This is a genomic window from Arthrobacter sp. Leaf234 (assembly GCF_001422665.1).
Lineage (GTDB): Bacteria > Actinomycetota > Actinomycetes > Actinomycetales > Micrococcaceae > Arthrobacter_D.
In genome coordinates this window covers 136,778-150,099 of the sequence record NZ_LMLU01000008.1, presented here as the reverse complement: position 1 = coordinate 150,099, position 13,322 = coordinate 136,778, and the positions used below count along the sequence as shown (strand labels likewise).

Sequence of the window (13,322 nt, the reverse complement as noted above, 5' to 3'; positions counted from 1 at the left end):
GTGACCGCTGCCGGCCGCCGGACACCAGCCATCCGGAGTGCAGGGAGTCATCGCCCCGTGACAGGATGGACGGCATGACTGAATCCGCCTCCGGCACCGCCGCGCCCGAGCCACGCTCTTGGGAGCCGGTGGTCCTCTGGTCCAGGCCCGAGTCCGAGCGCGCAGGTACGCCCCTGCTCGTCCTGTTCCACGGCTACATGGCCGACGAGGAGGACCTCATGGGCCTGACGGACCACCTGCCCGGTGAGTTCACCGTGGCCTCCGTCCGGGCGCCGCTGGCCGTGGGCCCCGGCTACTCGTGGTTCCCCCTGGCCCGTGATGCCGACTACTCCGTGGAGCGCGTTGTCGCTGGTGTCGGTGCTGTCTCGGAGTGGCTCGACACCGTACGCGACGTGCATACCAGCGTCAGCATCCTCGGGTTCTCGCAGGGGATGGCGGTGGCGACCTCGCTCCTGCGGCACCGACCCGCGGACTTCACCTGCGTCGTCGGGCTCTCCGGCTTCACCGTCCCCTCGGAGGGTCATGCGTTCTTCCGGGACGAGGACGCCGCTGCGACCCCCACGCCGTTCTTCTGGGGGCGGGACCAGGAGGACCAGGTCATCACTGCGGAGATGATCGAGGTCACCCACGCCTGGCTGACCACCCACACGAAACTGACGAAGATCCTCTACTCGAACATGTTCCACAGCATCAACGTGCAGGAGCTGGCCCATGTCCGCGAGTTCCTCGCGATGACGGTGCTCGGGAAGCGCTGACGCCGGATCCGGACGCGGCGGGAGGACCACCGTGGACGACCCGGCGGCGACGGATGCGCCGAAGCCGCGCGGTGCGGACCACCCGCGTCGGGGAACCGTCAGCCGCGGGTGAGCCGCACCGTCTCGCCGTTGACGCTGATGGTGTCACCCGGGTGGAGCTGGCGTCCGCGCCGTTCCTCGATCTCCCCGTTCACGTGCACCAGCCCGTTGTCGATGAGGGTCTTCGCCTCCACGCCGTCCTCCGCGAGGGAGGCGAGCTTCAGCAGCTGCCCCAGGCGGATCATGTCATCCCGGATGGGCAGTTCTGTGCTGGAGTCGTCGGTCATGCGTCCATCATGCCGGATGCCGCCGGACTAGGCTGTACGGGTGTCCGACGCGCCTTTGCTCCCTCCCTCCGTCAGCTTTCCGCTCGCCCTCGCCGCGGGACTCGCGGTACCCGTCCAGGGCCGGATCAACGGTGCGCTCGGTACCGCCCTGGGGGACGGTATCGCCGCCGCCCTGATCAGTTTCGGCACGGGCCTGGTGGTGATGATCGTCATCACCCTGGCGCTGCCGTCCGCACGCGCCGGTGCGCTGCAGATCCTCCCCTCGGTGCGTGAGCGCCGGTTCCCGCCCTTCTACATCGCCGCCGGTGCGATCGGTGCGTTCTTCGTCTTCACGCAGTCCCTGACCATCGGCTTGATCGGCGTCGCCCTGTTCACCGTGGCCGCCGTGATGGGCCAGTCGCTGAGCGGACTCCTGGTGGACCGGGCCGGGATCGGGCCGGGTGGGAAGCGGGCCGTCACCGCCATGCGCGTCATCGGCGTCGTCCTGACCGTCCTCTCCGTCGTCTGGGCCGTCTCGCCGCGGTTCGGGGGAGCCGGCGAGGTCTCCAGCTGGCTCCTGCCCGTCCTGCTGCCCGTCGCCGGAGGCGTGCTGCTCAGCTTCCAGCAGGCCATGAACGGCACGGCGTCCCTGCACTACGGCACGCCCCTCGCCGCGACCCTCATGAACTTCATCGCCGGGACGGCGGTCCTGCTGGCGGCCTGGCTGGTCAAGCTCGTGATCGCCGGACCGGGGAACCCCCTGCCCTCCGAGTGGTGGTACTACCTCGGCGGACCCATGGGGTGCATTTTCATCGCCCTCGGCGCACTGCTGGTGCGGAGCCTCGGCGTCCTCCTCACCGGTCTGTGCATGATCGGCGGGCAGCTCGTCGGCTCGCTCCTGCTCGACCTCGTGGTCCCGGCGCCCGGGACCATCGTGGCCTTCGCGACCGTGGCCGGGACCCTGCTGACGCTCGGCGCCATCATCCTGACCACGCTGCCCTGGCCGCGCCGCGTCACTCCCTGAGCCCGGTCCCCTGACCCCGCCGCACGCAGCAGGGGCTGCCCCGTCGGGAGCAGCCCCTGCTGGTCGTGCTGGTCGTGCTGGTCGTGCTAGCGGTCCGCGACCTCGTGGTCGTGGTCGTGCTCCGGGTGGAGCCCGCCGCCACTCTCCGTGCCGCCGCCGAGGGGGTTGCCGTCGAAGCGGTCCTTCTTGCCCTTGCCCTTCACGGGAGTGCCGGCACCATTCACGGCGAACGTGCTCGACGCGTAGGTCACGGTCAGGTGAGCGATGGCGTCGCTCAGCTGGTCGAGGGCCTCGATGCTGAGGTTGTTCGTGTCGTCGCAGGCCGCGTGGTAGCAGGCGTCGTAGGGCGCGCCGGCCACTCCACCGAACAGGGCGGCCTGCTCGGGGGTCTTGATGCCCTCGGCTCCGGTGAAGAGGCCACCCGCGGGGACGCCCTCCGCGATGAAGGGTCCGTAGTCGCTCCTGCCGCTGAACGCGGTCTCACCCGAGGCCAGGCCCACCGATGCGAAGTAGTCGTGGAAGTCCTGCTCGATCCGGCCCGATCCCTCAGGACCGGCCGCCGCGTCGGGACCCACCGGGAAGGCGGAGTTGTCGCCGTCGTACACGAAGCGGCCGAAGTTCGGCGAGCCGATCATGTCGAAGTTCAGGTAGAGGCCCACGCGATCGAGCTCATCCTTCTCCACGAGGTCGGCCACGTAGTACTCGGCGCCCAGCAGGCCCTCCTCCTCGGCACCCCACCACGCGAAGCGGACCTTGTTGGCCGTCTTGACCTTGGCCATGCCCTCTGCCACGGCGAGGATCCCGGCGCTGCCCGTCCCGTTGTCGTTGATCCCGGGTCCGGCGAGCACGCTGTCGAGGTGCGCTCCGACCATGACCACGTTGTCAGGATCCCCGGTGCCGGTCTCGGCGATGACGTTGTAGGTCTCCCGGTTCTCGGAGATGGTGTCGACGGCGACACGGCCGGTGGCGCCCTCGCCCAGGAGGTCGTTGCCGGCGGCGAAACTGGCTCCGACGACGGGGATGCCCACGAGGTCGGGTGCCCCCAGCGTGCCGGCGACCGCGGCGGTGTTGCCGCCCACGCCGGTGTTGAAGATGATGACCGCCGTCGCGCCCGCGGCCTCGGCATTGGCGGCCTTGATGGCGAAGGTGCAGCCGCCGCGCTGCACCAGTGCGATCGAGCCGGCCGTGAAGCCGGCGAAGTCCGTGGTCTCGCAGCCACTGGTGCCGGCCGCGCTCGCGGTTCCCGTGGTGTCCACCGTGCGGATCTCGCCGGAGACGTCCCCGGCACCTGAGAACGTCATCGTGGCCACGTCCTCGGCGCCGTAGGTGACGTCGTCGGGCGTGGACTGCTCCAGCACGGCGGGGCTCAACTCGGCGAAGAACGGGAAGAGGAAGGACTGGACGGTCGGCGAGTAGCCCGCTGCCGTGAGCTTGCCCACGATGTAGTCGACGGACGCCGAATAGCCCTCGGTGCCCGAGGCGCGGGTGTTGCCGTTGGCCTCGGCGATGGCGTCGAGGGCCGTGAGGTGCCCCACCACCTTCTCGACCGTCACCGCCGCCCGGAGCTTCTTGGAGGAGTTGTTGGTGCTGTTGTCGAACGTCGGCGCGGCGTTGGCCGCGAAGCTGCCGCTCGCCACGAGGGCGAGGCTGCCGGCGAGGGCCAGCGCCGAGCGTCCGATGCGGGCGCGCGGGCGTACGAAGGAACGGGGCATGGGTGTCCTTTGGGTGCGAGCGGTCCGGACTGTCCGGACGCGGGGGTGACGTGGATCACACGTCGGAGTGTGCTCAACCTAGGAAGCTTCCGCCGTCACGTCAAGGGGGTTCCCCCTGCCCCTCCACGACCGGGCGCAGAGCCTGCCACCACCGCCGACGCCACGGCCCGACCCGGTAGGCTTGCCGGGTAGCTCTGACGCCCCTGCGACGGGAGCGGACCAGCCTGCACCACGCGCCCCCCACCCGCGGACCGCACCCAGCGGCCTGCAGAAAACCGGAGAAGATCCCATGGCAGCAGCCAAGTCAGCCCTCGACCCCATCATCTCGCTCGCCAAGCGGCGCGGCTTCGTCTTCCAGTCGGGTGAGATCTACGGCGGTTCCCGCTCGGCCTGGGACTACGGACCCCTCGGGGCCGAGTTCAAGGAGAACATCAAGCGGCAGTGGTGGCAGACGATGGTGCGCGGCCGGGAGGACGTCGTCGGCCTCGATTCCGCGGTGATCCTGCCCCGGCAGGTCTGGGAGGCCTCCGGCCACGTGGACGTCTTCAGCGATCCCCTCGTGGAGTGCCTCTCCTGCCACAAGCGCTACCGGGCGGACCACCTCGAGGAGGAGTACGAGGAGAAGAAGGGCCGCGCGCCCGAGAACGGCCTCAAGGACGTCACCTGCGCCAACTGCGGGACCAAGGGCCAGTGGACCGAACCGCAGGAGTTCTCCGGACTGCTGAAGACCTTCCTCGGACCGGTCGCGTCGGAGGAGGGCATGCACTACCTGCGCCCCGAGACCGCCCAGGGCATCTTCGTGAACTTCAACAATGTCCTCACGACGGCGCGCAAGAAGCCGCCCTTCGGCATCGGCCAGATCGGCAAGAGCTTCCGTAACGAGATCACGCCGGGCAACTTCATCTTCCGCACCCGGGAGTTCGAGCAGATGGAGATGGAGTTCTTCGTCGAGCCCGGGACGGACGAGGAGTGGCACCGGTACTGGATCGACCAGCGCTTCGCCTGGTACACCGACCTCGGCATCAGGGCGGACAACCTGCGCCTCTTCGAACACCCCCTCGAGAAGCTGAGCCACTACTCCAAGGGCACCACGGACATCGAGTACCGCTTCGGTTTCCAGGGCTCCGAATGGGGAGAACTCGAGGGCATCGCGAACCGCACCGACTTCGACCTCTCGACGCACTCGAAGCACGCGGGTACCGACCTCGGCTACTTCAACCAGGCCACCAACGAGCGCTACACGCCGTTCGTGATCGAGCCCGCGGCCGGCCTCACCCGCTCCTTCATGGCATTCCTCGTGGACGCCTACACGGAGGACGAGGCGCCCAACGCCAAGGGCGGGGTGGACAAGCGCACCGTCCTGAAGCTCGACCCCCGCCTCGCGCCGGTCAAGGCGGCCGTGCTGCCGCTCAGCCGCAACGAGGACCTGTCCCCGAAGGCGAAGGACCTGGCCGCGCAGCTCCGCAAGGGCTGGAACATCGACTTCGACGACGCCGGGGCCATCGGCCGCCGCTACCGGCGCCAGGACGAGATCGGGACCCCGTTCTGCATCACCGTGGACTTCGACACGCTCGAGGACCAGGCCGTCACCATCCGCGAGCGGGACAGCATGGCGCAGGAGCGCGTGTCCCTCGACCAGGTGCAGGGATACCTCGCCGCACGACTGATCGGAGCCTGATGGCCCTCGAGTACCGCGCCTGGCAGGAGGGCGACGACCTCGAGCTCATCCAGTTCTGGGGTGGCCCCGAATCCGCGACGTCGGAGCAGTTCCGGGGGTCCTTCAGGCCGCCGGCGGAGGAGCCGTGGAACCGCTGCATCACCGTGGTGGACCAGGGCGTGCCCGTCGCGGCCGGCTGCGTCTACGGTGCGGCACTGCACCCCGACAGGCTCTGGTGCTACATCGAAGTCGCGGCGGACCACCGGCGCGCGGGCGTCGGCTCCACGCTCCTCACGATGCTCCAGCACGAAGCCGCGGCGTCGCCGTCGGGCATCACGGCCCTCCGGTCGAAGGTGACGCCGGGGACGACCGGGTCCGCGTTCGCGCAGGCCACCGGGTTCGGCGCGCTGCAGCGCTCGCGGCTCGTCGTCATCGGGCCCGGTGCCCTCGCCGCCCCAGCGCTCGACGACGCCGCGGGTCCCCAACTGGAGGAGGCGGCGACCGGATCGGTGGAACTCACGCGGGCGCTCGCGGCCTTCTACGAGTCCGTCCACGTCTGGGACCGCGCCGAGCTCAGCCTCGGCAGGGCCCAGCTGCTCTTCCTCGGTGATGCCAGCGGCGCCGGCGGGGCGATCGTGCTCCGCGACCGGCCGAAGGCCGACGGCGGCGCGATCGCGACCTTCGCGGTCAGCTACACGCAGGCGCGCACGGACGACCCCGCGGACGTGCTGCTCGGCTACGACACCTCGCTCCCGCCCGCGGAGCAGCAGGCTGCGGTGGCCACGATGATCGCGATGCTGGTGCACCAGTACCCCATCCAGCTGGAGGTCGACGACGCCATGGAGGCCCTCGTCGCCGTCGTCGAGCCCCTGCTCGCCACAGGCGCAGCGCAGCTCGCCGGACCCGAGACGCTGGTCATCGCGACCGCCTGACCGGGGCGTCAGCCCCGGCTGTGCCTCCCGGCCTTCTTGTCGGCGACATCGGCGGCGTCGCGCTCGGCCTCGGTCATCGCGCCGCCACCGAGGTGCGCGGGCATCCACCAGGCGCCCGCTGCGGGCGTGACCGGGAAGTCGGCGATGCAAGTCTCGATGCCGGCCTGCAGTTCCCGCCGCAGCCGCTCGGTCTCCTCGGCCACGTCGACGTCGGGCGAATGGTGGATGGCGGGGCCGATGTGCAGGCGGATCGGCGACCGCCACGCACGTTTCAGGGAGAAGCCGTGCCCGCGGGTCAGCAGTCGGTGCGCGCCCCAGACACTGATCGGGATCACGGGTACGCCCGCCTCCGCGGCGAGCCGCACAGGGCCGGTCTTCAGGGCCCGGACGGTGTAGCTCCGGGAGACGCCGGCCTCCGGCAGGATCGCGACGTACTCACCGGCGCGCAGCTTCGCCAGGGCGTCGTCGTACGCCTCCGCCCCGGCCGTGCGGTCGGTGACGACGTGCCCGAGCCCGTGGACGACGGGGCTGACGAACCAGTGCTCGGCGGCGCGCCTGGAGATCATGTACCGCGCCTGTATGCGTGCATGGTTCCAGAGGACCAGCTCGGCGAACGCGAAGTCGAGGTAGCCGAAGTGCGTGATGGCGACGACGGCGCCGTGACCCGGGACCGCGCGGCGCGAACGCCCGTTCAGCGGGTCCGAGGCGGGCAGGTTCTCGGTTCCCGTGACCCTGACGGGCAGGCGGAGCGCCGTGAAGACGGACTTGCCCGCGTACACCACTGCCCGGTACATGCGGTCACTCTGCCGCGGCTTCCATCCCATGCTCAGATCCCTCTTCCGGCCTTCGGCGGGAGCGGGAAGAACCCGCTCGTGCTCTCGATGTACTCTTTGTACCCCGGCCGGGCGGACATGCGCTTCTCCGTCAGCGGTTTCCCGGTCTTGTTGGCGAGGGCCCAGTACATCAGGGCGGGGGACAGGACGGTCAGGACCCCCGGCCAGGAGTCGGCCGTGACGAGGAACAGGCCGGTCCACACCATGGCGTCGCCGAAATAGTTGGGATGGCGTGTGTAGCGCCAGAGCCCGGTGTCGAGCACCGTCCCCCGGCGGGCAGGATCGTTCTTGAAGGACGCGAGCTGCTGGTCGCCGACGCTCTCGAAGAACAGTCCCACCGCCCAGACGGCCGCTCCGATCCATGCCAGCGGCCCGAGGGCGCCGGTGCTGACCATGGCGACCTGGATGGGCAGCGAGACGAAGAGCATGACCCCGGCCTGGGGCAGGTAGACCTTCCGCAGCGCGAGGACGGCTGCCGAGCCGGGGGGATCTGCAAGCATCTCCTCGTAGCGCGGATCCTCCTCGCCGCCGCGGGCCCGCCAGGCGATGAACCCGGCCAGCCGGAGGCCCCAGGCGGCGACGAGGACGAGCATGAGGACGCGCCGGCCGTCGTCTCCCTCGCCGGCAGAGGCCAGGAAGGTGATGACCGCCACGACCACGAAGCCGAGGCCCCAGGTCACGTCGATGACCGAGTGCCGCCTCTGCACCGTGGCCACGGCGAAGGTCAGGGCCATCAGCACGGCGACCCCCGCGATCGAGAGCAGCAGGCCGACGAGGAACGCGGACAGGGGGAAGACGGTCATGGGCACCTTCGACGGGTCGTGGCGAGGTTGTCGCGGGGTTGTCGCGGGGGTGGTCGCGGGGTGGCAGGGGCAGCCGGGGAAGCGAAGCCGTTGTCACGCGGTCAGGCGGTCCTACCGGGGGGTCGGGCGGTCACGCCGTCACGCCGAGGGGGTCGGAGGATCGGTACAGCAGGTCCGAGCGCCCGAGGACGGCGGGGGCGACGGCTGCTCCCGTGTCCCCGGCGAAGCGCCGGAGGAGGAAGGAGGTGCTGAGGCCGTGCCAGACGGGCACGGTCCGGAACATGAAGTGGCCGGCGCCGAGCATCCGCACGTAGTGGACGTCCTCGGCGACGCCCACCGCGCGCCGAGCGAAGGAGAGCGAGGACGTCGGGCTGGTCCACCGGTCCGTGTCCCCGTGCATGATGAGGACGTCCCGACCCCGCACCGGTTCCACCGGACTGGCGGGTTCGAGCCAGGGAGCCAGGGCTGCGACGGCGCGCACCTGTGGATGGTCCGCGGCGTAGAGCGCGGTGAGGCCGCCCATGGAGTGGCCGAGGAGGTAGACCGGCAGCGAGGGATACTCGGCCGCGATGCGCGCGAGGGCCCAGCGTGCGTCCTTCAGGGCGGACCGGTCGGCGCCGTTCCAGCCGCGTACCCGGTTGCGGAGGGTCCATACCGCGAGTCCGTGCCTCCCGCCGTCGGCGGCGAGGCGCGCCGCGAAGGGGCGCATCCGCAGCGGACTGAGGTGCTGGGGCTGCACCGCGTCGAAGCTGCTGGCCCTGCCCCCGTGGAGGACCAGCGCAACCCCGCGCACGTCGGAGTCCGCGCCGCCGGTGGAGACCACGGGGTCCCTGTCCCTCGCGGGGAGTGATGCCTGCGCTGCCACGTTCCGTCCTCTCAGACCCCGGAGGGTTGTCCTCGTGCCGTCGGTCCTGCGGTGGTATCCGGGACAGCCCTGCACCGTCCCGGGGCTCCCCGGCGCTGCCGTCCCAGCCTCGCACGTTCTCCTGCGTAGAATCCGTACGGGCCGCAGCGCGACGCCGTCGTGCCTCGGGAACCCTCGCACCGCCCAGCCGTACCGACCAGCCGGAGGAGTTCCGTGGGCCACAGCCACCCGCACGCCACGAGCGCCACGGGGAGTTCGGAGCCGTCCGCATCCGCGATTGCCACCCGTCGCCGCGCAACCCTCCTGCTCGCGGCCATCCTCGTGCCCATCGGCGTGCTGACCCTCGTCGCGATGGTGCTGCTCTGGCCGAGCGGAGACCGCGGCTCCCTGACCGTCTCCGATCCGTACGCCACGGCCGACGGCGTCAGCTTCGACCGCGGCACCGTCCGCGAGGTCGCCGAGGCGGACTGCCCGTCCTCCCAGCCGACCGTCGACGCCGGCGGGACGGCCCTCACCTGCACCGTCGCCTACACGCAACCCGCCCGCGGCGGTGACCTGATCCCGGTCGAGGTCACACCGGAACTGGCGAGGACGGACGCCGTCGAAGCCGGTGACGAGATCCGGTACCTGGACCTGTCCGAGGTCATGCAGGGCGGTGCCGCGCCCTACGTCTTCGTGGACTTCGTCCGGTCGGTCCCCATCGTCGCGCTCGCGGTGCTCTACGCCGTCGTCGTGATCGCGGTCGCCCGCTGGCGGGGGCTGCGGGCCATCGTCGGCCTGGTGGGAGCCCTCGTGATCCTCGCGCAGTTCATCCTGCCCGGCCTCCTCGAGGGGGCGCCCCCGCTGCTGCTCGGGCTCGTGGGCTCGGTGGCGATCATGTACGGCGTCCTGTACTTCGCGCACGGGTTCTCGGCGCGGACCTCCACCGCGCTCCTCGGGACCGTCTTCGGGCTGGCGGTGACGGCGCTGCTCGCCGCATGGGCCACGGATGCCGCACACCTCACGGGGGTCGGGGACGAGAACGCCTACACGCTGGTCAACGCCTCGGCGGACCTGTCCATCTCGTCGATCATCCTGTGCGGCCTCATCATCTCCGGCCTCGGTGTACTCAACGACGTCACGATCACGCAGTCGTCCTCGGTCTGGGAACTGCACGAGCTGGCGCCGGACACCTCCGGCCGCCGCCTCTTCGCCTCCGCGATGCGGATCGGCCGTGACCACATCGCCTCGACCGTCTACACGATTGCCTTCGCCTATGCCGGGGCAGCCCTGCCCATTCTGATCCTCGTCTCCCTCTACGACCGCCCGCTCCTCGACACCCTCACGAGCGGCGAGCTCGCCGAGGAGGTGGTGCGGACCCTCGTCGGGTCCATCGGGCTCGTGCTCGCCATCCCGCTCACCACCCTGATCGCGGTGCTCGTGGTCAAAGCTGTCGGGCCCAGGGCAGCCCGCGGGCGCGGCGAAGGGCGTGACGGCGGAGGGCTCGACGACGACCCGACCGGCCGCACTCCCGACGGCGTCCGGCACGAAGGCGCCCGCCCCGCTGGCGACTCCGACCACGACACCCGGCATCACGGCGGGGTGATGCCTGCCGCCCCCGTCGCCGAGGGCGCGGGGACACTCGCGCCCGGCCAACGGCTCGTGGCGCTCGGCGAACGCCGCGCCCGCGGCACGCGTCAGGCGGACGAACCGGACCAGGCGAGAGAGGGAGCGGAATGACGCGGGGCTGGCGCAAGGCTTCGGCCGCGAAGCGGGGGTCCGCGCTCCCGGAGGTCCGGCCGGTGCCGGATCCCGGATTTGCGGGCCCTTGCGACAATGGAGGGGTGACTGCAGTTTCCACCCACCCCGCCCCCTCCGGTGCCCGCTCCTCGGATGAGCCGGCCGCCGCGCCGCACGAGCCGGCAGACGCCGCCCTGAGACTCGACCTCCCGCCCCTGACCCTCGGGAACATCACGGTGGACACACCCGTGATCCTCGCCCCCATGGCCGGCATCACCAACAAGGCGTTCCGCCGGCTGTGCCGCGAGTACGGCGGCGGTCTCTACGTCTCCGAGATGGTGACCTCCCGGGCGCTCGTCGAGCGCAGCCCCGAGTCGATGCGCATCATCTCCCACGACGACGACGAGAAGGTGCGCTCGGTGCAGCTGTACGGCGTCGACCCGAAGACCGTCGGGGCGGCCGTGCGCCTCCTCGTGGAGGAGGACCGCGCCGACCACATCGACCTCAACTTCGGCTGCCCGGTCCCGAAGGTCACCCGCAAGGGCGGGGGAGCGGCGCTTCCCTGGAAGCTCGATCTCTTCACGGGGATCGTGCAGACCGCGGTCCGCGAGGCGTCGAAGGGTGACGTGCCGCTGACCATCAAGATGCGCAAGGGCATCGACGAGGACCACCTGACGTTCCGCGAGGCGGGGAAGATCGCCCGCGACAGCGGCGTGGCCGCCGTCGCCCTGCACGGACGCACCGCGTCCCAGTTCTACTCGGGGCAGGCGGACTGGAACGCCATCGCCGAACTGCGGGAGGCCCTTCCGGACATCCCCGTCCTCGGGAACGGCGACATCTGGAGCGCCGAGGACGCCGTGCGCATGGTGCGGCAGACCGGCGTCGACGGCGTCGTCATCGGTCGCGGGTGCCAGGGCAGGCCCTGGCTGTTCGGGGACCTCATGAACGCCTTCGAGGGCAGTCCCACCCGGCACCGTCCCGGCCTCGGTCAGGTCGCGGAGACGGTGTACCGGCACGCCGAACTCCTCGTCGAGACGTTCGGCAGCGAGATGATGGGCCTGCGGGACATCCGCAAGCACATGGCCTGGTACTTCAAGGGGTACGTGGTCGGCGGGGACCTGCGGGCCAGGCTCGCCACCGTGCCCACCCTCGAGGTGCTGCGCGGCCTCCTCGCCGAACTGGACCACGACTCGCCCTATCCGGGCCAGGACGCGGAGGGACCGCGCGGCCGTGCCGGATCGCCGAAGCGGACCGCCCTGCCCGAGCACTGGCTCGAGGGCCGCGTGCTCAACGCGGCGCAGCAGGCTGACATCGCGGCCGCCGAGCTCGACGTCTCCGGCGGCTGACCGGTCCTCCCCATGCGCCGATCCCGCGGGCGTCCTCCGAGTCATTGCGCTAGAAAGGCATCATGAGCTTCACCGAACCGGCCTCCACCACCGGCTACACCGCTGCGGACACCGCGCGGTGGGTCGAGGAGCCGCCGAAGAGCTCCCACCGCACCGACTTCGAACGTGACCGGGCCCGCGTGCTGCACTCCTCCGCGCTCCGCCGGCTGGGTGCGAAGACGCAGGTCGTCGCGCCCGACACGGACGACTTCGTCCGCACGCGCCTCACCCACTCCCTCGAGGTGGCGCAGGTGGGCAGGGAACTGGGGCGGACCCTCGGCTGCGACCCGGACATCGTGGACACCGCCTGCCTCGCGCACGATCTCGGCCACCCGCCCTTCGGCCACAACGGCGAGTCGGCGCTGAACGACATCGCACACGGCATCGGCGGCTTCGAGGGCAACGCCCAGACACTGCGCCTGCTCACCCGGCTCGAGCCCAAGGTCCTGCAGGCCGACGGCGGTCCCGCCGGCCTGAACCTCACCCGCGCCAGCCTCGACGCGGCGTGCAAGTACCCCTGGACCGTGGCCTCCGCCCCCGTTATCGACGGCCGGCGCACCACCAAGTTCGGCGCGTACGACGACGACCTCCCGGTCTTCGACTGGCTCCGGGCGGGTGCCCCCGAGGGGCGCTCGTGCGTCGAGGCGCAGGTGATGGATCTCGCGGACGACATCTCCTACTCGGTGCACGACGTCGAGGACGCGATCGTCGCCGGGCACCTGCAGCTGAGGTGGATGGACAGCGCGGACGCCCGGGCCCGCGTGGTCGGCTACACGCAGCAGTGGTACCTGCCCGGCAGTGATCCTGCCGCCGTCGACGCCGCGCTGTCCCGCCTCGAGCGGACCCCCGTGTGGGTGCGGGAGGCCGACGGCACGCGGCGCTCCATGGCCGCGCTGAAGAACATGACGAGCCAGCTGATCGGCCGCTTCTGCCTCAGCGCCATGCAGTCCACGCGCTCCATCTACGGACCTGACCCGCTGACGCGCTACAACGCGGAGATGGTGGTGCCCGAGGAGACCATCATGGAGATCGCGGTCATGAAGGGCCTCGCCACCACCTACGTCATGACCACGGATCATCGCCAGCCGCTGTACGAGCGGCAGCGGGAGATCCTCGCGTCCCTGGTCGCCCAGATCCACGCCGACGGCGACCGCTACCTCGAGCCCATGTTCGCCGCGGACTGGCGCGAGGCCCCTGATGACGAGGCCCGTCTCCGCGTCGTCATCGACCAGGTGGCATCACTCACCGATGCCTCCGCCCTCGGGCTCCACGAGCGGATCGTCGGTCCCGTCCCCGCCCTCTGGTAGGAGCCGGTCCGAGTGTCGGCGGGGC

12 protein-coding genes are annotated in these 13,322 nt (G+C 70.9%); 7 read left to right on the top strand and 5 right to left on the bottom strand.

What is annotated here, in order from left to right; all coding sequences use genetic code 11:
* Positions 1–74 precede the first annotated feature (74 nt).
* A complete protein-coding gene (locus tag ASF21_RS14350) occupies positions 75–755 on the top strand; it encodes an alpha/beta hydrolase (RefSeq protein ID WP_055772710.1) in 681 nt (226 codons plus the stop codon).
* Positions 756–853: 98 nt separating this feature from the next.
* Here ASF21_RS14350 and ASF21_RS14345 read toward each other — a convergent pair whose 3' ends face one another.
* A complete protein-coding gene (locus ASF21_RS14345) occupies positions 854–1,081 on the bottom strand; it encodes an RNA-binding S4 domain-containing protein (protein WP_055772707.1) in 228 nt (75 codons plus the stop codon).
* A 40-nt stretch (positions 1,082–1,121) separates the two neighbouring features.
* Between ASF21_RS14345 and ASF21_RS14340 the strand changes: the two genes are divergently transcribed.
* Positions 1,122–2,084: a DMT family transporter gene (locus ASF21_RS14340; RefSeq protein ID WP_055772703.1), complete on the top strand. Its 963-nt coding sequence runs from the start codon at positions 1,122–1,124 to the stop codon at positions 2,082–2,084.
* Between the two features lie 86 nt (positions 2,085–2,170).
* Here the strand turns inward: ASF21_RS14340 and ASF21_RS14335 are convergent, their stop codons facing one another.
* Positions 2,171–3,796 carry a M28 family peptidase gene (locus tag ASF21_RS14335; RefSeq protein ID WP_055772700.1) on the bottom strand — a complete coding sequence of 542 codons (1,626 nt, stop codon included), beginning with the start codon at positions 3,794–3,796 and terminating at the stop codon, positions 2,171–2,173.
* A 289-nt stretch (positions 3,797–4,085) separates the two neighbouring features.
* On the opposite strand from ASF21_RS14335, the gene ASF21_RS14330 reads away from it, so the two are divergent.
* Complete coding sequence (locus ASF21_RS14330; protein ID WP_055772697.1) at positions 4,086–5,474, top strand: glycine--tRNA ligase; 1,389 nt, start codon at positions 4,086–4,088, stop codon at positions 5,472–5,474.
* Entirely contained in the window at positions 5,474–6,385 is a 912-nt protein-coding gene (locus tag ASF21_RS14325; RefSeq protein WP_055772694.1) for a GNAT family N-acetyltransferase, read from the top strand. The genes ASF21_RS14330 and ASF21_RS14325 overlap by 1 nt, the downstream gene beginning before the upstream one ends.
* Before the next feature lie 8 nt (positions 6,386–6,393).
* On the opposite strand, the gene ASF21_RS14320 is transcribed toward ASF21_RS14325, so the two are convergent.
* The 3 genes from ASF21_RS14320 to ASF21_RS14310 form a co-directional block, all read right to left on the bottom strand.
* Entirely contained in the window at positions 6,394–7,179 is a 786-nt protein-coding gene (locus tag ASF21_RS14320; RefSeq protein ID WP_235499000.1) for a lysophospholipid acyltransferase family protein, read from the bottom strand.
* Positions 7,180–7,211: 32 nt separating this feature from the next.
* Entirely contained in the window at positions 7,212–8,021 is an 810-nt protein-coding gene (locus ASF21_RS14315; RefSeq protein WP_055772688.1) for a DUF1295 domain-containing protein, read from the bottom strand.
* Between the two features lie 130 nt (positions 8,022–8,151).
* Positions 8,152–8,886 carry an alpha/beta hydrolase gene (locus ASF21_RS14310; protein WP_235498998.1) on the bottom strand — a complete coding sequence of 245 codons (735 nt, stop codon included), beginning with the start codon at positions 8,884–8,886 and terminating at the stop codon, positions 8,152–8,154.
* A gap of 213 nt (positions 8,887–9,099) precedes the next feature.
* On the opposite strand from ASF21_RS14310, the gene ASF21_RS14305 reads away from it, so the two are divergent.
* The 3 genes from ASF21_RS14305 to ASF21_RS14295 all read left to right on the top strand — a co-directional run bounded on the left by ASF21_RS14305 (position 9,100) and on the right by ASF21_RS14295 (position 13,297).
* Positions 9,100–10,605 carry a YibE/F family protein gene (locus ASF21_RS14305; protein ID WP_235498997.1) on the top strand — a complete coding sequence of 502 codons (1,506 nt, stop codon included), beginning with the start codon at positions 9,100–9,102 and terminating at the stop codon, positions 10,603–10,605.
* A gap of 104 nt (positions 10,606–10,709) precedes the next feature.
* Entirely contained in the window at positions 10,710–11,951 is a 1,242-nt protein-coding gene (dusB, locus tag ASF21_RS14300) for a tRNA dihydrouridine synthase DusB (RefSeq protein WP_200914842.1), read from the top strand.
* A 62-nt stretch (positions 11,952–12,013) separates the two neighbouring features.
* Entirely contained in the window at positions 12,014–13,297 is a 1,284-nt protein-coding gene (locus ASF21_RS14295) for a deoxyguanosinetriphosphate triphosphohydrolase (RefSeq protein WP_055772685.1), read from the top strand.
* Positions 13,298–13,322 lie beyond the last annotated feature (25 nt).

Excerpts from the sequence above, each read along its gene's own strand:
- ASF21_RS14350 (WP_055772710.1), top strand. The coding sequence starts at position 75 with ATGACTGAATCCGCCTCCGGCACCGCCGCGCCCGAGCCACGCTCTTGG.
- ASF21_RS14345 (WP_055772707.1), bottom strand. The coding sequence starts at position 1,081 with ATGACCGACGACTCCAGCACAGAACTGCCCATCCGGGATGACATGATC.
- ASF21_RS14335 (WP_055772700.1), bottom strand. The coding sequence starts at position 3,796 with ATGCCCCGTTCCTTCGTACGCCCGCGCGCCCGCATCGGACGCTCGGCG.
- ASF21_RS14330 (WP_055772697.1), top strand. The coding sequence starts at position 4,086 with ATGGCAGCAGCCAAGTCAGCCCTCGACCCCATCATCTCGCTCGCCAAG.
- ASF21_RS14325 (WP_055772694.1), top strand. The coding sequence starts at position 5,474 with ATGGCCCTCGAGTACCGCGCCTGGCAGGAGGGCGACGACCTCGAGCTC.
- ASF21_RS14320 (WP_235499000.1), bottom strand. The coding sequence starts at position 7,179 with ATGTACCGGGCAGTGGTGTACGCGGGCAAGTCCGTCTTCACGGCGCTC.
- ASF21_RS14315 (WP_055772688.1), bottom strand. The coding sequence starts at position 8,021 with ATGACCGTCTTCCCCCTGTCCGCGTTCCTCGTCGGCCTGCTGCTCTCG.
- ASF21_RS14295 (WP_055772685.1), top strand. The coding sequence starts at position 12,014 with ATGAGCTTCACCGAACCGGCCTCCACCACCGGCTACACCGCTGCGGAC.